Genomic DNA, 16654 nt, shown 5'->3' on the forward strand with positions numbered 1-16654 from the left:
TGCCGCGCGCCGAACTGCCGTTCGCTGCGCCGTCGCGCCCCGAGTTGCTGCTACCGGTGGCCCCGGTCGAGGACCTCGACTTCGATGTGCTGCCGCCAGCCCCTGGCAACGAAAAGCCAATCGCACCCCAGGCGCGCTCCGCCGAGCGGCCCAAAATCGAGATCCCGCGGCCCGGCAGTGGGCCCAAGCCGGCGGTCAAGGCGGTCGAGGCCGAGGCGCAACCCGCACCACCAAGGCCGGCGCCGGTGCCACCGCCACGTTTCGCGCTGCAGTTGCTGCGCGCCGGCAGTTGCCTGCTGCTGGTCGAGCTGGCCACCGGCCNNCGGCGCCGCCCCCCCCCCAGCCGTTCCAGAGCCGCGACCCTTCCTACCTGCTGCTCAAGGACATGCTGCGCGCCGCCGGGCTACCCGATGCACCGCAGATCATCGGCGAGCCGGTGCGCTGGCCGTTGCTGGTACGCGGCAACATGGACCAGGGCCCGGAGGCGGCGCGTGATTTTGTCCAGGGCTTCGTCCAGGCGCGCCTGGAAGACGCGCCGTGCACCTGCCTCTGGCTGGTGGGCCTGCCAGCGGTGCGCTTTGCCGCCAACGCCGACGCCCAGGCCTATTACCAAACCCTGAAGCTCGACGGCCTGGGCGATGCCTGGGTCTTGCCGGGCCTTGAACTGTTGATGGACGAGCCGCAGCGCAAGGCGGACGTCTGGAAAGCCATGCGCCAGCTGATGGCGCGCTGGAAGAGCGTTGAATGAGTGACTCGATCAGTTTTCGCCCGATGACCGAGGCGGATCTGGATGCCGTACTTAAGATCGAATATGCCGCGTTCAGCCACCCCTGGACCCGCGGGATTTTCCAGGATGCGCTCAAATCCTACGAAGTCTGGCTGATGTTCGATGGCGAGCAGCAAGTGGGCCATGGGGTGATCAACGTGATCATCGACGAAGCGCACCTGCTCAACATTACCGTCAAACCCGAGAACCAAGGCTGCGGCCTGGGCCTGCGCCTGCTGGAGCACCTGATGGCCCGTGCCTACCAGCTCAATGGCCGCGAATGCTTCCTGGAAGTGCGCGCCAGCAACCAGTCGGCCTACCGCTTGTACGAGCGCTACGGCTTCAACGAAATCGGCCGTCGCCGTGACTATTACCCCGTGGCGGGTGGCCGTGAAGATGCCCTGGTGATGGCTTGTACCCTGCTTGAAGACTGACCCTGCGTGCTGCCTGGTTAACATCGCCTAGCGGGGCTGCCCCGGCACCGGGGGTGCCGGGGCGTCAGGCTGCAACAAGCCCAAATGAGCCAGACAGGCGTGGCACTCTTCCATAACCCAGCCTGTGAAGCGCTGGCGCTTGCCACCATCGTTCAACGGCTGCGGGCTGAGCAGGTGGTAGGCCGAGCCATCGCGGATAAACCCGAACGGCGCCTGCAACTGCCCGCTGTCGAGTTCGTCGCGCACCATCAAGGCAGAGGCCATGGCCACGCCCAAACCGGCGCTGGCGGCCTGGATCGACAGATAGAAATGCTCGTAGTCGCTGCGTTCGCAGTGCCGCGCCCGTTGGCCGCTGAGGCGCAGCCAGGTGGGCCAGGCAGCGGGGCGGGTGGTGCTGTGCAGCAGGCGTTGGCCGTCGAGCCGGAACCCGGCGCTGGGGCGGCACACCGGGCCGACCCACTCATCGCAGACCTTCTGGTTGAACAACTGGTTACCCCAATGGAAGTCGTCACGGCGGATGGCCAGGTCGACGCCGCCGCGGGCGAAGTCCAGCGGACCGCCAGCGGCTACCAGGTGCAACTGCAGGTCGGGGTGGGCTACATGGAAACGCGGCAGCCGCGGGATCAGCCAGCGCATGGCAATGGTCGGTTCGCAGGACAGCACCAGCACATTGTCGCGGGCCTGGTGTTGCAAGCGCTGCACGGCGCCTTCCAGTTGTTCGAAGATCGCCTGGGTGGTGCCGTGCAGCGCGCGGCCGGCGGCGGTGAGAAAAATGGCCCGGTTGCGGCGCTCGAACAGTTCTACGCCAAGGCTTTCTTCGAGCAAGCGCACTTGCCGGCTGACGGCGCCGTGGGTGACGTGCAGGTGTTCGGCGGCGCGCACGAAGCTTTCGCTTTGGGCGGCGATGTCGAAGTAGCGGAAGGCGTTGAGTGGGGGCAGTTTCATGGCAGTTCTCCAAGCCGGCACTGCAGCGTTGGGCAGCCTGCACAATCACACGCTGGCTGGAGCAGGCGCTAGCTATCTGTGATTGAAACTATCAGATTTGCACCACGATAAATCGATTTTTCCTGCACCGTAAGCTCGCGATAATCCTCGGTCTGTGCATTTTCATCGCCTATCGAGAGCTATCCCCATGACCGAACTCGTCGCCGTCGCCGTATTCACCCTGCTCGCCGTCATCAGCCCCGGTGCCGACTTCGCCATGGTGACCCGCAGCAGTTATGCACAAGGCCGCAAGGCCGGGCTGGCTGCCGCAGTGGGGATCGCCTTGGGGGTCCAGGTGCACGTGCTGTACACGGTACTGGGCATTGCCGTAATCATCAGCCAGAGCCCGATGCTGTTCCTGGCCATGAAGGTGGTGGGCGCCGGGTATCTGATCTACCTGGGGTACAAGTCGGTCACCAATACCCGGCGCATCAGCCTTGAGGGTGGGGCGCCTAACAGTGCCTCGGTGCTGCAAGCCCTGCGCACGGGGTTTTTGACCAACGCACTGAACCCCAAGACCATGTTGTTCGTGGTCAGTGCCTACACCCAGGTCGTGCAACCGGGCAGCTCGTTGCAGCTGGCATTTGCCTATGGTGCGTTCATGTCGTTCGCGCACTGGCTGTGGTTCAGCCTGGTCGCGGTGTTTTTTTCCAGCACTGCCTTGCGCAAGGCCATGATCGACCGCCAAGTGCTGGTGGACCGGGTGATCGGCGTGGCGCTGATCGGGCTCGGGTTGACTGTGGCAGTGAGCGGCATCCGCTGACGCCCAAGGGGCAAGAAGGAGTAGCAGCCCCGGGGCTGCTTTAGATGCGGCAGTTCTCGCAGGCAAAGAAAAAGGGCTTACCTTGCGGTAAGCCCTTCGTCTTGTTTGGTGGCTACACAGGGACTTGAACCCCGGACCCCAGCATTATGAATGCTATGCTCTAACCAACTGAGCTATGTAGCCGATGGCGCGCATTATTCTCTTGAACGCCCCCCCTGTCAACACTCATTTCAAAAAAAATTTGCACGCTTTCAAAAACTTAGCGGCCAGGGCCGGTTCTAGCGCACCATAAGCCAGTGCCCGAGCACGCCTTGTAGCTGCAGATGCTGGGCGGCGGCCAGGGATTGCAGGGTTTTCCCGGCGCGGTCGAGGTTGAAATCGCCGCTTACACGGCGATGAGCCAGTTGTTCATCCATAAGCCATACCCGCTGGCCCTGGTAGCTGGCCAGGCGCTCCAGCACCTGCCCCAGCGGCATGTCGCTGGCCTTCAGGTAGCCGCTGCGCCAACTGTCTACGGTTTTCAGGTCCGCTGGGCGTACCGTGCCGATGCGCGTGTCATCGAAGGTTACCCGTTCACCTGTCGAGACCAGGCGCTGCTCACCCCCCTGCACGACCATGGCCTTGCCACTGATGACCACCAGTTCGTCATGGTCGGCATGGCGGGTGACCTGCAGACGGGTGCCGAACACCTGGATGCGTGCTTTACCCACTGCCACCTCCAGGGCGCGCCCATCGAGCGCCACCTGCAGGTACACCTGGCCCTGTACCAGATGCAGCTGGCGGGTACGGCCGCGCAGGTCCACGTTCATCGCACTGGCGCTGTCCAGGCTCAAGGTCGTGCCATCGGCCAGGCGCGTGCTGCGCCGCTCGCCCACATCGGTGTGCAGCTCGCTGGCCAGGCGCTGCATCCACGGCCAGTAAAGGTAGGTAGCGGCGGCCAGGCCCAGGAGAAAGCACAGCGCCACCCATTTGCCCAGGTGACTGCGGCGCTCGCTTGGCGGCCGTGGGCGAGGGCGGGCGGGCGAGGGCTGCACCTGCTGCCAGAAACGCTCCAGCTCGGCATAGGCCTGGGCGTTTTCAGCAGCTTGGCACCAGGCCGCGAAGGCCTGGCGCTGGGCGTCGTCACAGTTGGGGTGGCGCAACGCCGAGAACCACTCGAGCGCTTCCTGCTCGGGGTCGGGTTGCAGCTGTTTGGCGGGCATCGGGCTCATGGGTACGGTCTGCTCGCGAGTGGGGCCAGTGGGCCCAACGATGACAGGAGAAGTAGACAGGGATGCTAATTATATTGAGAACCATTTTCAAGAACGTCACGACGGAGGGAAAAAAAGGTAGCTAAGTATCTATTTGTTTCCCGATAATCGGATCCCAAACCTGAGGACGGAGATTTAGGCAAATGGCCACCAGTAGCGCCTCCACCGCATCCAGCCAGGCACCGGCCAACCAGGCCACGCCGCTGGTGATGCGTATCATCGGTTTCTGCGCGCTGGCGCACCTGATCAACGACCTGATCCAGTCGGTACTGCCGGCGATCTACCCGATGCTCAAGGCCAATTACAACCTGAGCTTCGCCCAGATCGGCATGATCACCCTGACGTTCCAGATCACCGCCTCGCTGTTGCAGCCCTGGGTCGGCTTTTTCACCGACCGTCGGCCGGCACCGAACCTGCTGCCGCTGGGCACCTTGTGCACCCTGGTGGGGATCGTGATGCTGGCCTTTGTCGGCAGCTTCCCGATGATCCTGTTGGCGTCGGCACTGGTAGGCATCGGTTCCTCCACCTTCCACCCCGAAACTTCGCGTATCGCGCGGCTGGCCTCCGGCGGGCGCTTCGGCCTGGCCCAGTCAACTTTCCAGGTGGGGGGCAACACCGGTTCGGCGCTGGGCCCGTTGCTGGCGGCGGCCATCGTCATTCCGTTCGGCCAGACCCACGTCGCCTGGTTCGGCCTGGCGGCGTTGTTCTTCCTTGGCGTAACCCTGATGCTGCGTGGCTGGTACAAGGAACACCTTAACCAGGCCAAAGCACGCAAGGCGGTGCAGGCCACCCATGGCATCTCCCGCCAGCGGGTGATCGTGGCGCTGATCGTGTTGGGCTTGCTGGTGTTCTCCAAGTACTTCTACATGGCCAGCTTCACCAGCTACTTCACCTTCTACCTGATCGAGAAATTCGCGGTATCGGTAGCCAGCTCGCAGTTGCACCTGTTCCTGTTCCTCGGGGCCGTGGCGGCCGGGACCTTCTTCGGTGGGCCGATCGGTGACCGTATCGGTCGCAAGGCGGTGATCTGGTTCTCGATCCTGGGCGTGACCCCGTTCACCCTGGCGCTGCCCTATGCCGATCTGTTCTGGACGACGGTACTGAGCGTGGTGATCGGCTTCATTCTGGCTTCGGCGTTTTCCGCCATCGTGGTGTATGCGCAGGAGCTCGTGCCGGGCAGCGTGGGCATGATTGCCGGCATCTTCTTCGGCCTGATGTTCGGCTTTGGCGGCATCGGTGCGGCGCTGCTGGGGTACGTGGCAGACTTGCGGGGCATCGAATACGTCTATGGCGTCTGTTCGTTCCTGCCGCTGTTCGGATTGCTGGCGGTGTTCCTGCCCAATACCGGCAAGCGCTGATTTCGTCGGGGCCGCTGCATGCGGCGGCCCCTGCCGATTGACGACCGGACTGTCCTTGGCCTAGAGTGCCGGCACTTTCCCCTCCCACCTGCGTAGTAGCTAAGCAATGCGCCGTACCCCGTCACTGCCCAGCGCCCGCCAGCCTGCCCTTCAGGGCTTGCGCCATGCGTGGCCGAGCGACACGGTACTCAAGCGCCGTCGCAGCGTGCTGTTTGCCTTCACCTTCTCGCCACACTTCGCCTGACCTGATCTGCGCGTTCGCGCCGCTGGCCACTTTGGCCTGCGCGCCTGTGTCTGCACGTTTTTCCGGTTTGCAAGGAGTGGTACATGAACATGCGTTTGCTGGCGGGCCTGTTGTTCGCCGTTTCGGTCGTGGGTTTCAGCCTGGGGGCGAGCCTGCCCCTGGTTTCGTTGCGCCTGCATGAAGCAGGGGCGGGCACCCTGGAAATCGGCATCATCTCGGCTATTCCTGCTGCCGGCATGATGCTTTCGGCATTCCTGGTCGATGCCTGCTGCCGCCACCTCACCCGGCGCACCATCTACCTGCTGTCTTTCAGCCTGTGCACACTCAGCATCGCCCTGCTCGAAGCGGCCTTTGGCTCGCTGTGGCTGCTGGCGCTGCTGCGCCTTGGCCTGGGGCTGGGCATGGGTATCGCCATCATCCTGGGCGAGTCGTGGGTCAACGAACTGTGCCCGGAGCACAACCGCGGCAAGATCATGGCCCTGTATGCCACCAGCTTTACCGGCTTCCAGGTGCTCGGCCCGGCCATGCTGGCAGTACTGGGGGCGGACAGCCCATGGATCACTGGCGTGGTCACCGTTGGCTATGGCCTGGCCTTGCTGTGCATCGTGCTGACGGTGCCCAATGACCATGTGGCGCACGAAGAAGGCGAGAAAAGCTTTGGCCTGGCGGGGTTCTTTCGGGTGGCGCCGGCGTTGTGCATGGCGGTGCTGTTCTTCTCGTTCTTCGACGCCGTGGTGCTGTCGTTGCTGCCGGTATACGCCAGCAGCCATGGCTTCGCCGTGGGTGTGGCGGCGTTGATGGTGACGGTGGTGTTTGCCGGCGACATGTTGTTCCAGCTGCCGCTTGGCTGGCTGGCCGATCGGGTCGAGCGCACCGGGCTGCACCTGGTGTGCGGGCTGGTGGCGATGTCGATCGGTATAGGTTTGCCCTGGTTGCTGGACCTGACGTGGCTGTTGTGGCCGCTGCTGGTGGTGCTGGGGGCGGTGGCGGGGGGGATCTATACCTTGGCGTTGGTGCTGATCGGCCAGCGCTTCAAGGGCCAGGACCTGGTCACCGCCAATGCCAGCGTGGGCCTGCTGTGGGGCGTAGGCAGCCTGGTAGGGCCGTTGGTCAGTGGCGCCGCGATGGGCGTGGCGCCGCATGGCCTGCCAATGGCGCTGGCGCTGATGGCCGGGCTTTTCGTGTGCTTTGCCCGGCAGTCGTTTCGGGCTGCGGGCCGCCTGCGCGCGTTGGCGGACTGACGGCTTCGGGGTTGCTTCGATCATGAATGGCCGCGTTGCGCCCCATCGCGATACAAGGCCGCGCCCGCGCGCGTCAGGCGGCTGCGATGCTGACCCAATACCGGGTATGGTACTCGACCCGCACCGGCAGGCTACGGCTGAGCAGGTGCAGGATGGCGCCGGTGTCGCTCAACTGGAAGGTGCCAGACACCATCAGGCTGGCCACTTCCGGCGCACAGCGCAGCAGGCCCGGGCGATAACGGCCCAGTTCGGCGACAAACTCGCCAAGCGGCATCTGCTGCACGCTGAGTACGCCGTCAGTCCAGCCCCACGGGTCACTGTGCAACGTTACGGCCTGGACACGGCCGTCGCGCCACACCTGCAAGGTCTCGCCCGGCTGCACTTGCCTGCGCAGTGCCGAGGCGGGGAACAGCGTGACCTGGCCACGGCGCACCGCCAGCAGCAGGCCCTGGCGGTTTTCACGCAGCAGCAACTGGCCGTCCAGGGTGACCAGCCGCCCAACCGGCGTTTCGATCAGGAACGGCCGGTGGTCGTTGGCGTTGCTCTCCAGGCTCACTTCACCGCGTAGCAGCGCCAGCTGGCGCTGTTCAACGCTGTAGTCCAGGTCGATGGCGCTGGCAGTGTTCAACTGGATACGGCTGCCGTCGCGCCCCTGCACCTGGCGACGCTCGCCGACAGCGGTGCTGTTGTCGGCCAGCAGCTGAGGTAAACCCAGTGGTTCACGCGCCGCCAGGCCCAGGCTGCCGCCGACGGCCAGCAGCGCCAGCAGCTTGAGGTGGTTGCGTCGGCTGCCACGCTGCTGCTGGCTGCCTTCCAGGGTGCGCCGGCTCAGGTCCTTGGGCAGCCCTGCCAGTTCGTCGCTGAGCAGGCTTACGCGCTGCCAGGCCAGTGGGTGATGCGGGTGGCTGGCCAGCCATTGCTCAAACTGTTGCCGGGTACGCGGGCAGGGGCTGTCGAAGCGCAGCTTCACCAGCCAGTCGATGGCCTGGTCAACCTGGGCTTGGGTGGGGGTGGCATCAGGCATCGGCGTAGCGCAACCTGTAGCAGACACCCAGGGCGCTGGCCAGGTCGCGCTCGATGGTCGCGCGCGACACGTGCAGCTGTCGGGCGATCTGGACAATGCTCAAACCGTCCAGCTGGGCCAGCAGGAAGGCCTGGCGCGCCCGCGGTTTGAGCTGATGCAGGGCGCGGTCCAGGCGCGCCAGGGCATCGAGGATGAGTAACCGGGCCTCTTCGCTGGGCACTTCGGTTTCTGGCACCTGGGCCAGGCTCTGCTGGTAGGCCCGCTCCAGTGCGCGTCGGCGGAACTGGTCGATCATCAAGCCGCGGGCAATGCTGCTCAGGTAGGCGCGCGGTTCTTTCAACGGCGATGCCTGGCGCGCGCGCAATACCCGCACGAAGGTATCCTGGGCCAGATCGGCCGCATGTTCACTGCACCCCACGCGGCTGCGCAGCCAGCCACGCAGCCAGGCATGGTGGGACTGGTAGAGCAGAGCGACCTCGGCCGGTTTGAGCGTGTCGTTGATCTGCATCGTTGCCAAGGCCGGTCCCGTGAGGTGTGCGAATGTGAACAGTTCTCAATTCTATGCGCGGAGGATGGCGCGGGGCAATGGTGGGCCAGGAATTAGCCGCGCAAGAACCGGCGTTCCCCCGATGAACGGCTGCGCTAAGCTGCACCTGCACTCGACTTGATGGAGCCGCCATGATTCTGGCCGACCTTTCCCCTGCGGCTTACCGCCAAGCCGGCGAATACCTGGCGGCGCTCGACCCTGACTGGGCGCGACATGTCGCCGCGACCGGGCCATGCCTGCACCAGGCCACCCCTGGCCGCGAACCTTACGAGGCGCTGGTGCGCGCGATTGCCTACCAGCAGCTGCATGCCCGGGCGGCTGAGGCTATCCTGGGCCGGTTGCTGGCGTTGTTCCCGCAGCATGCGTTTCCGCCGCCCGAGCAGTTACTGGCCGCAAGCCCGCAAACCCTGCGCGCCTGCGGTTTTTCGGCGAGCAAGCTGGCGACTATCCAGGGCATTGCCCAAGCCAGGCTGGACGGCCTGGTGCCGACCCGCGAAGCAGCACTGGCCATGAGTGACGACGCCCTGATCGAACGCCTGGTAGCGCTGCGCGGGGTAGGGCGGTGGACGGTGGAAATGCTGCTGATCTATAGCCTGGAGCGGTCGGATATCCTGCCCGTCGACGATTTTGGCGTGCGCGAGGGGTATCGCCGCCTCAAGGGCCTGGACAAGGCGCCGACCCCGGCGCAGATGCGTTCGCTGGGCGGCGCCTGGCGGCCATACCGAACCGTGGCAGCCTGGTACCTGTGGCGCGCCTGAGGTTTTTACACCGCCAAGGCCGGAGCCGGCCGCACGAGTCTGGAAGCATAACAATGACCGCCTACACCACCCCCGACCAGCGCTGGCAAGCCGTCGAAGCCCGCGACCCCGCTGCGGTCGGGCACTTTGTTTATGCCGTGCGCACCACCGGCATCTATTGCCACCCCAACTGCAAGTCGCGGCTGGCCAAGCGCGGCAACGTCGAGTTCTTCGATACCCCTGCGTTAGCCGAAGCCGCTGGCTACCGTGCGTGCAAGCGCTGCACCGCTGGCGCCAAGCCCAGTGCGGCGCGCCATAGCCAGTTGGTCATCCGCGCCTGCCGCCTGATCGAAGCCAGCGACCCCAGCCCCAGCCTCGACCAGCTCGCTGCGCAACTGGCCGTCAGCCCGTACCACCTGCACCGGCTGTTCAAAGCCGAAACCGGCGTTACCCCCAAGGCCTACGCCAGCGCTTTTCGCGCCCGGCGCCTGCGCGCGCACCTGGAAGATGCTCGGTGCTCGGTCACCGATGCCATCTACGACGCCGGCTACACCTCCAACAGCCACTTTTATGCCAGCGCCGACCAGCGCCTGGGTATGCGCCCCCGGCAGTACCGCGCCGGGGGCGCAGGGGCCACCATTCATTTTGCCCTCGGCCAGTGCTACTTGGGCGCCATCCTGGTGGCCCAAAGCGACAAAGGCATTTGCGCGATTCTGCTGGGCGACGATCCTGAAACCCTGCTGCATGAACTTCAGGATCAGTTCCCCAAGGCCCGGTTGATCGGCGGTGACCGCGGTTATGAGCAACTGGTTGCCGAGGTGGTGGGGTTCGTCGAGGCCCCGGCGCTGGGCCTGGGCCTGCCGCTGGATGTACAAGGCACAGCGTTCCAGGAGCGCGTGTGGCAAGCCCTGCGCGAGGTGCCGGCTGGCAGCCGCATCAGCTACAGCGACCTTGCCGAACGCATTGGCGCGCCCAAGGCGGTGCGGGCGGTAGCCCTGGCGTGTGCGGTCAATCGCATCGCCGTGGCCATACCTTGTCACCGTGTGGTGCGCCGGGATGGCGACATCAGCGGCTACCGTTGGGGCGTGGCGCGCAAGCAGCAACTGCTGACGCGAGAAACGGCACTCTCCTGATGCCTTGAAGTCGCGTAGAATCCCCCGCCAAATCGGATTGTAAAGAGGAATATTCGATGAGGCGTCTGAGCCTTGTTCGTTTTTGCCCTGGCCTGATGGCCATGCTGGCGCTGCTGCTGGTGCTCACCGGCCCGGCCGCGGCGGCCCCTGCCACGCCGTTGTCCAACCCGGCCAATGCGGCAGCCCCGGCAGTGGATGAAAACGCCAGTATCGAGCAGTTGAGCGATAGCCTGGACCAGATTCGCCAAGGCGTCAGCAGTAACGCCAACGACGACCTGCTGTCGCAGTTGCGGCTGGCGGCCATGCAGGTTCAGCGCCAGGCTGATGCCTTGAGTGCGCAGCGCACCACCGATGTGGAAAAGCTCGACGACAAGCTCAAGGTGGTTGGCCCGGCCCAGCCCGACGAGCCTGCGGCCCTGACCCAGCAGCGCAAGGTCCTGGAGGCCGAGAAAAAGGCCTTGGTCGCCCAGCAGGACCAGGCCACCAAGCTGACGCAGTCGGCGCGCGACCTGTCCACGCAAATCGTCAACTTGCGCCGCAGCCAGTTCAACTCGCAGATCACCAGCCGCGCCGCCTCGCCGTTGAGCCCGGCATTCTGGCAGAGCATCATCCGCCCAACCCAGGATGACGTGGCCCGCCTGCGCGACCTGCGGGGCGAAGCAGCCGTTGCCATTGGCAGCGCGTTCAGCCCCGAACACCGCTGGCCGTTCATGGCCAGCCTGGTAGCGGCCATCCTGGTCTGGACCTTGGTACGCCTGTGGATAGAGCGGCTATTGGCCCGTGCCATGGTCCGCTGGTTGCCCGAAGGCCGGCTGCGCCGCAGTGCCCTGGCGCTGGGGGTCAGCCTGGCAACCCTGGGCACCATCGCCGGCTCGGTTTCCCTGCTGCGCTGGGGGTTGGAGAGCAATGCCGAACTGGGCAGCGATATCGCCAGCCTGGTCAACCACATCCTGGCGCTGGTGGTGTTCAGCGCGTTCATTGCGGGCCTGGGCCGTGCCATGCTGATGCTGCAGCGCCCGTCCTGGCGCCTGCCGGCCATTCACGACGAAGTGGCCAGCGCGCTGGGCTGGTTCCCCAAGGTGCTGGCCCTGGCACTGATGGTCATGATGACCATGGAGCGCATCAACACCGTGATCGGTGCCAGCCTGGCGCTGACCGTGGCGGTGAACGGCCTGACCGCGCTGGTAGTGGCGATGATCTTCGCCGGCGCGTTGCAGCGCTACCGCCGCACCCTGCGCAAGCATGAACTGGAACGCCCCACCGGCCTGGGCGGGTTGATCCCGTTCGTGATGGTCATCTGGCTGGGGTTGATCATGCTGGCCATGGTGACCGGGTACCTGACCCTTGCCTACTTCCTTACGGCCAAGTTGCTGTGGGTCAGCCTGGTGATCACGTGCGCCTACCTGTTGACCAGCTTCTTCGGCGACCTGTGCGAAACCTTGCTGTCGCCACGCCAGCCCGGCGGCCTGGCACTGGCGTCGACCCTGGGGCTGGCGCCACGTCACCAGGCCCAGGCCAGCACCATCCTGGCCGGTATCGGCCGCACCGTAGTGCTGTTCCTGGCGCTGCTGCTGGCGTTGATGCCGTCGGGCACCAGCCCCAGCGAACTGCTGCTCAGCCTGGGCGACTGGGACGGTACCGGTGGCAAATTGCTGGGCAACCTGAACATCGTGCCGCAGGACATTCTGCTGGCGATGGCGATTCTGCTCGGCGGCTTGTTCGCCATCCGGGTGGTCAAGCGCTGGCTCAGCGAACGGCTGTTGCCGGAAACCGACATGGATGCCGGCATGCGTGCCTCGCTGGTCACCCTGGTGGGCTACCTCGGGTTCATTTTCCTGGCCATGCTGGTGATGTCTACCCTGCGCATCAACCTGACCAGCCTGACCTGGGTGGTCAGTGCCTTGTCGGTCGGTATCGGTTTTGGCCTGCAGCAGATCGTGCAGAACTTCATCTCGGGCCTGATCCTGCTCACCGAACGCCCGGTGAAGGTCGGCGATTGGGTCAGCCTGGCCGGCGTCGAGGGCGACATTCGCCGCATCAACGTGCGCGCTACCGAAATCCAGATGTCCGACCGCTCCACGGTGATCGTACCCAACTCGCAGTTCATCTCGCAGAACGTGCGCAACGTGACCATGGGCAACGCCCTGGGGGTGGTCGGCATCACCTTGACCCTGCCGCTGGATACGGATGCCAACCGTGTACGTGATTTGCTGCTGGCGGCCTACCATGAACACGAGGCGATTCTGGACGCGCCCGCCAGCTCGGTGTCGTTCAAGGACCTGACCAGCAATGGCATGGTGATCGCGGTCAGTGGCTATGTGGCCGGGCCGCGCCAGGTGTCGGGTACCCGCAGTGACCTGCTGTTCACCATCCTTGGGCGGCTGCGTGACGAGGGTATCGCCTTGTCTTCGCCGCAGAGCATGGTGCTGGTACAGGAAGCTGCGCGCCCGGCTGACGAAGCGCCGTGATGCGCTTCATGCCAGTGGCACGCGACTAGATGAATGGCAGAAGCTGTCGAAAGGGGCCGCCAAACGGCCCCGCACAGTCACCCCAGGCACCGTGTCACATGCTTGACCGACTGGTAGCCCGACAAGCCCCAAGGGCCCAGCTCACGGCCTATACCGCTACCCTTGGTGCCACCCCATGAGGTCTCGACGAACACCGCCTGCACAGAGTTGATCCACACATGGCCCACCTCCAGCGCATCGGCCACCCGCTCGGCGCGCGCCAGGTCTGTGGTGCACACTGTCGCCACCAGGCCGAAGCGGCTGTCATTGGCCTCGGCAATCGCCTGCTGTTCGCTGGCGAAGCGCCGTGCGCACAATACCGGACCAAAGATTTCTTCGTTCCACAGGCGGCTGCCTTCAGGCACATCGGCATACAGGGTAGGGCTGACGAACCAGCCGCCACGGTCCAGCACTTTGCCACCGACCAGGCACTGCAAGCCTTCCTCCCGCGCCGTGGCAAAGTAGCCGGCCACCTTCAGCCACTGGGCCTGGCTGGTCAGTGGGCCCATGTCGGCTTCTTCGCTCAGCGGGCTGCCCACCCGCAGGTTTTCCAGCGCTGCCTGCAAGCGTGGCAGCAGGGCGTCGGCGATGCCGTCCTGTACCAGCAGGCGTGATGTAGCCGAGCACATCTGGCCCGCGTTCCAGCAGATGCCGGCAACGATCCATTGCACCGCCGCATCGACGTCGCAGTCATCGAACACCAGGATCGCCGACTTGCCGCCCAACTCCAGCGTGACCGGCCGGCATTGCGCCGCTGCGCTGCGCATCACCTGGCTGCCAACGTTATTGCTGCCTGTGAACGACAGTTTGTCCAGGCCGTTGTGGTTGCTCAGCGCGGCACCCGTCTCGGCTTTGCCATTGACGATATTCAGCACCCCGGCCGGCAGGCCCAGGGTGTCGGCGATCTGGCCGTAGGCGAGTTCGCACAGTGGGGTTACTTCCGAGGGCTTGAGCACCACGGTGCAGCCAGCGGCCAGGGCCGGGGCAAGCTTCCAGGCGCTGGTCACCAGTGGGAAGTTCCAGGGTACGATCAGGCCGACCACGCCCACCGGCTCCAGGCGGGTGCGGGCGGTGAAGCCGGGTGCAGCCAGCGGTACGTCGCGGTTTTGCCCAGGCAGTTGTTCAGCCAGCTCGGCGTAATAGCCGAAGGTAGCGATGGCGTCGTCCAGGTCGATTTCTGCCTCGTGGCGCGGCTTGCCGTTGTTGCGCATCTGCAGGGCGACCAGCGCTTCGCGGCGTTGCCCAAGCTGTTCGGCGAAGCCGCGCAGATACGCTGCGCGCTCACTGGCGCTGGTGCATTTCCAGGCGGGCAGGGCTGCACGTGCGGCGGCCACGGCCTGGTCGACCTGCTCGGTACTGGCAGCCATCAGTTCGGCAAACGGTTGGCCCAGCGCAGGGTCGTTGACGCTGATGCAGTCGCTGCCCTGGCCGTCGACCCAGCGGCCGGCAATGTAGTGGGAAGTGGTCATGGTGGTTTCCAGTCAGGCCATTTCGGCAGTGGTTACAGGCGTGTGCGCAGCCTGTTTGCAACGCACCCAGCGTGGGCCCTGCGGGCCATACACGCCGGCAGGTTCGGGGAACAGGTTGAGCAGCAGCAGGTACAGCACCCCGGCCAACCCCAGGGTGACCGGCAGGCTCAGGTCAATGCCACCGGCCAGGTCGCCCAACGGTCCGACGAATTGCCCCGGCAGGTTCACGAAGCACAGGCCGACCACTGCGCTGGGGACCCAAGCGCCCATGCCGCGCCAGTTCCAGCCGTGCAGGAACCAGTAGTGGCCACCCCGCTGGCCGCGGGTGAATACCTGCAGGTCATCGGCGTGGTAGAAACCACGGCGGGTGACCAGGCCGAGGATCATGATCACCATCCACGGGCTGGTGCAGGTGATGATCAGCACGGCGAAGGTCGACACGCTCTGCACCAGGTTGAAGGTAAAGCGGCCGATGAAAATGAAACCGATCGCCAGCACCCCGATCAGCAGCGTGGCGCCGGCACGGCTGAGCAGGCGTGGGAACACGCTGGACATGTCCAGGCCTGTGCCATACAACGCCGTGGTGCCGGTGGACATGCCGCCGATTACCGCAATCAGGCACACCGGCAGGAAGAACCAGCTGGGGGCGACAGCCAGCAGCCCGCCGACATAGTTGTTGGCGGCAATGTAGTCCGGTGCCTGGGTGGCCACCAGGGTGGCGGTGCACAGGCCGAACAGGAATGGAATCAGCGTGGCACCCTGGGCCGCTATCACCGCCAGCATGATGCGCGCCTTGGGGGTTTCGCGTGGAATGTAGCGCGACCAGTCACCCAGGAAGGCGCCGAATGACACCGGGTTGCTCATCGCCAGGATCGCAGCGCCGACGAAAGCTGCCCAGAAACCGGCCTGGCCCAGGTTGACGCTGCCTGCGTAGCCCGCGTCGAACGGCCCGGCAAAAGCAGCGATACCCAGCAGGAACAGCAGGCTCGACGCCCACACGGCAATCTTGTTGACCCACAGCATGAAGCGGAAGCCGAAGATGCATACCACCAGCACCAGCACCGCGAACAGGCCGTAGGCCAGGCCCAGGGTCAGGTCAGTTTCCGGCAGGCCGACCAGGCGCTTGGCGCCGCCGACCAGGGCATCGCCCGAACTCCATACCGACAGCGAAAAGAATGCCACTGCCGTGAGCAGCGACAGGAACGAGCCGACGATGCGCCCGTGCACGCCGAAGTGCGCGCCCGAGGAGACCGCATTGTTGGTGCCGTTCAGCGCGCCGAACAGGCCCATCGGTGCCAGGATCAGCGCGCCAACGGCAACGCCGAGCACGATGGCCCACACCCCCGCCTGGAACGACAGCCCGAACAGCACCGGGAAACTGCCGAGCACGGCGGTGGCGAATGTGTTGGCGCCGCCGAAGATCAGGCGGAACAGGTCCAGCGGGGAGGCGTCGCGTTGATCGGCGGGGATCTGTTCTACGCCGTTGGTCTCGATACCGGTCGAGTGGCTCATGGTGATGCTCCAGCGCGGTTGTTGTGGGCCGGCGCAGTGCGCAAGCCTTCTTGTGGGTGCGATGGCAGGGCGGCAGGGCCGCAAAAAGGTGATCAGGCCGGCGATACGGCCGACAGGTGTTCGTGGCAGGCCAGCCACTGGTCAGCGTGGCGGCGGAACACGATGGTCTCGCGCTCGTTCAGCTGGTGCTCGGCACCGCCGATGCGCAGATGCGTGGCCACATCATGCATGAAGATCGCCACGTCGCCTTGCAGGCTGACCTGGGCGTTGCTGGACGCGCAGGCGAGCACGGCAAACCCTTCGGCCTGCCACTGGGCCCAGACCTTCTCATAGGCCCGGCGTGACAGCAGGGGTTGCGCCAAGGTATGGAAAAGGAACGTGGCGTCTTCGCTGAAGCAGGCGAAGTAGCGGGCGGTGTCGTTGCTGGCGAAGGCGGCAACAAGGTCGGCGGCGGCTTGCCGTACCTGCAGGGTCTGGTCCACGGGGTGGCCTCACGGGTTTTTATGATTGTGGTGAAGCGATTCTGGTGGGGCTTGCCGGTGGGAAAAATCGCTGGCGACAAATAATCAGTTCAGGAATTTGTGAAGTGATGCGCTGGCAGCCCGGCGTTTGGCCATACCCGACTGGCGGAGCAGGTCGGAGCAACTGTCTTTCGCAAAATTCGCAAAGCCTGCGCGATTCATTG

Annotated in this window: 15 protein-coding genes, 1 tRNA gene and 1 pseudogene; 9 read left to right on the top strand and 8 right to left on the bottom strand. The window is 65.1% G+C overall.

All coding sequences use genetic code 11. The features are described from left to right. Positions 1-748: pseudogene (locus G1E_RS05790) on the top strand (energy transducer TonB); the annotation flags it as partial. Then, positions 745-1200 (top strand): ribosomal protein S18-alanine N-acetyltransferase, encoded by a 456-nt coding sequence (gene rimI / locus G1E_RS05795; protein ID WP_029887538.1) that lies wholly within the window; start codon positions 745-747, stop codon positions 1198-1200. The pseudogene G1E_RS05790 and the gene rimI, both read left to right, overlap by 4 nt. Before the next feature lie 27 nt (positions 1201-1227). On the opposite strand, the gene G1E_RS05800 is transcribed toward rimI, so the two are convergent. Continuing rightward, positions 1228-2145, bottom strand: a complete 918-nt coding sequence (locus tag G1E_RS05800) for a LysR substrate-binding domain-containing protein (RefSeq protein ID WP_009686114.1) — start codon at positions 2143-2145, stop codon at positions 1228-1230. A gap of 187 nt (positions 2146-2332) precedes the next feature. On the opposite strand from G1E_RS05800, the gene G1E_RS05805 reads away from it, so the two are divergent. Next, positions 2333-2947 carry a LysE family translocator gene (locus tag G1E_RS05805; RefSeq protein WP_009686115.1) on the top strand — a complete coding sequence of 205 codons (615 nt, stop codon included), beginning with the start codon at positions 2333-2335 and terminating at the stop codon, positions 2945-2947. A gap of 106 nt (positions 2948-3053) precedes the next feature. Here G1E_RS05805 and G1E_RS05810 read toward each other — a convergent pair. Continuing rightward, positions 3054-3130: transfer RNA gene (locus G1E_RS05810), tRNA-Met, on the bottom strand. 95 nt (positions 3131-3225) lie between these two features. After that, positions 3226-4149 carry a FecR family protein gene (locus G1E_RS05815; protein ID WP_033691045.1) on the bottom strand — a complete coding sequence of 308 codons (924 nt, stop codon included), beginning with the start codon at positions 4147-4149 and terminating at the stop codon, positions 3226-3228. 191 nt (positions 4150-4340) lie between these two features. On the opposite strand from G1E_RS05815, the gene G1E_RS05820 reads away from it, so the two are divergent. From G1E_RS05820 to G1E_RS05825, 3 genes are all read left to right on the top strand, one after another. Beyond that, positions 4341-5555: an MFS transporter gene (locus G1E_RS05820; RefSeq protein ID WP_009686117.1), complete on the top strand. Its 1215-nt coding sequence runs from the start codon at positions 4341-4343 to the stop codon at positions 5553-5555. Positions 5556-5661: 106 nt separating this feature from the next. Next, entirely contained in the window at positions 5662-5799 is a 138-nt protein-coding gene (locus G1E_RS28605) for a hypothetical protein (RefSeq protein WP_165944152.1), read from the top strand. Between the two features lie 83 nt (positions 5800-5882). Next, positions 5883-7040: an MFS transporter gene (locus tag G1E_RS05825; RefSeq protein WP_009686119.1), complete on the top strand. Its 1158-nt coding sequence runs from the start codon at positions 5883-5885 to the stop codon at positions 7038-7040. A 73-nt stretch (positions 7041-7113) separates the two neighbouring features. Here G1E_RS05825 and G1E_RS05830 read toward each other — a convergent pair whose 3' ends face one another. Beyond that, positions 7114-8064 carry a FecR domain-containing protein gene (locus G1E_RS05830; RefSeq protein ID WP_047149690.1) on the bottom strand — a complete coding sequence of 317 codons (951 nt, stop codon included), beginning with the start codon at positions 8062-8064 and terminating at the stop codon, positions 7114-7116. Further along, positions 8057-8572 carry a sigma-70 family RNA polymerase sigma factor gene (locus G1E_RS05835; protein ID WP_009686121.1) on the bottom strand — a complete coding sequence of 172 codons (516 nt, stop codon included), beginning with the start codon at positions 8570-8572 and terminating at the stop codon, positions 8057-8059. The genes G1E_RS05830 and G1E_RS05835 overlap by 8 nt, the downstream gene beginning before the upstream one ends. A gap of 170 nt (positions 8573-8742) precedes the next feature. On the opposite strand from G1E_RS05835, the gene G1E_RS05840 reads away from it, so the two are divergent. The 3 genes from G1E_RS05840 to G1E_RS05850 are packed head-to-tail and all read left to right on the top strand — an operon-like array spanning position 8743 to position 12949. After that, complete coding sequence (locus tag G1E_RS05840) at positions 8743-9369, top strand: DNA-3-methyladenine glycosylase (protein WP_009686122.1); 627 nt, start codon at positions 8743-8745, stop codon at positions 9367-9369. 53 nt (positions 9370-9422) lie between these two features. Continuing rightward, on the top strand, positions 9423-10481 hold the full coding sequence (gene ada / locus G1E_RS05845; RefSeq protein WP_009686123.1) for a bifunctional DNA-binding transcriptional regulator/O6-methylguanine-DNA methyltransferase Ada: 1059 nt from the start codon (positions 9423-9425) through the stop codon (positions 10479-10481). A gap of 56 nt (positions 10482-10537) precedes the next feature. Further along, positions 10538-12949 (top strand): DUF3772 domain-containing protein, encoded by a 2412-nt coding sequence (locus tag G1E_RS05850; RefSeq protein ID WP_047149691.1) that lies wholly within the window; start codon positions 10538-10540, stop codon positions 12947-12949. A 77-nt stretch (positions 12950-13026) separates the two neighbouring features. Here the strand turns inward: G1E_RS05850 and G1E_RS05855 are convergent, their stop codons facing one another. The 3 genes from G1E_RS05855 to G1E_RS05865 form a co-directional block, all read right to left on the bottom strand. Then, positions 13027-14457, bottom strand: coding sequence for an aldehyde dehydrogenase family protein (locus G1E_RS05855; protein ID WP_009686126.1), 1431 nt, complete (start codon positions 14455-14457; stop codon positions 13027-13029). Between the two features lie 12 nt (positions 14458-14469). Then, positions 14470-15969, bottom strand: coding sequence for a cytosine permease (locus tag G1E_RS05860; RefSeq protein ID WP_009686127.1), 1500 nt, complete (start codon positions 15967-15969; stop codon positions 14470-14472). 92 nt (positions 15970-16061) lie between these two features. Further along, positions 16062-16451, bottom strand: coding sequence for a nuclear transport factor 2 family protein (locus G1E_RS05865; RefSeq protein ID WP_029887927.1), 390 nt, complete (start codon positions 16449-16451; stop codon positions 16062-16064). Between the last annotated feature and the right edge of the window lie 203 nt (positions 16452-16654).

The organism is Pseudomonas sp. TJI-51 (assembly GCF_000190455.2).
GTDB classification, from domain to species: Bacteria; Pseudomonadota; Gammaproteobacteria; order Pseudomonadales; family Pseudomonadaceae; genus Aquipseudomonas; species Aquipseudomonas juntendi.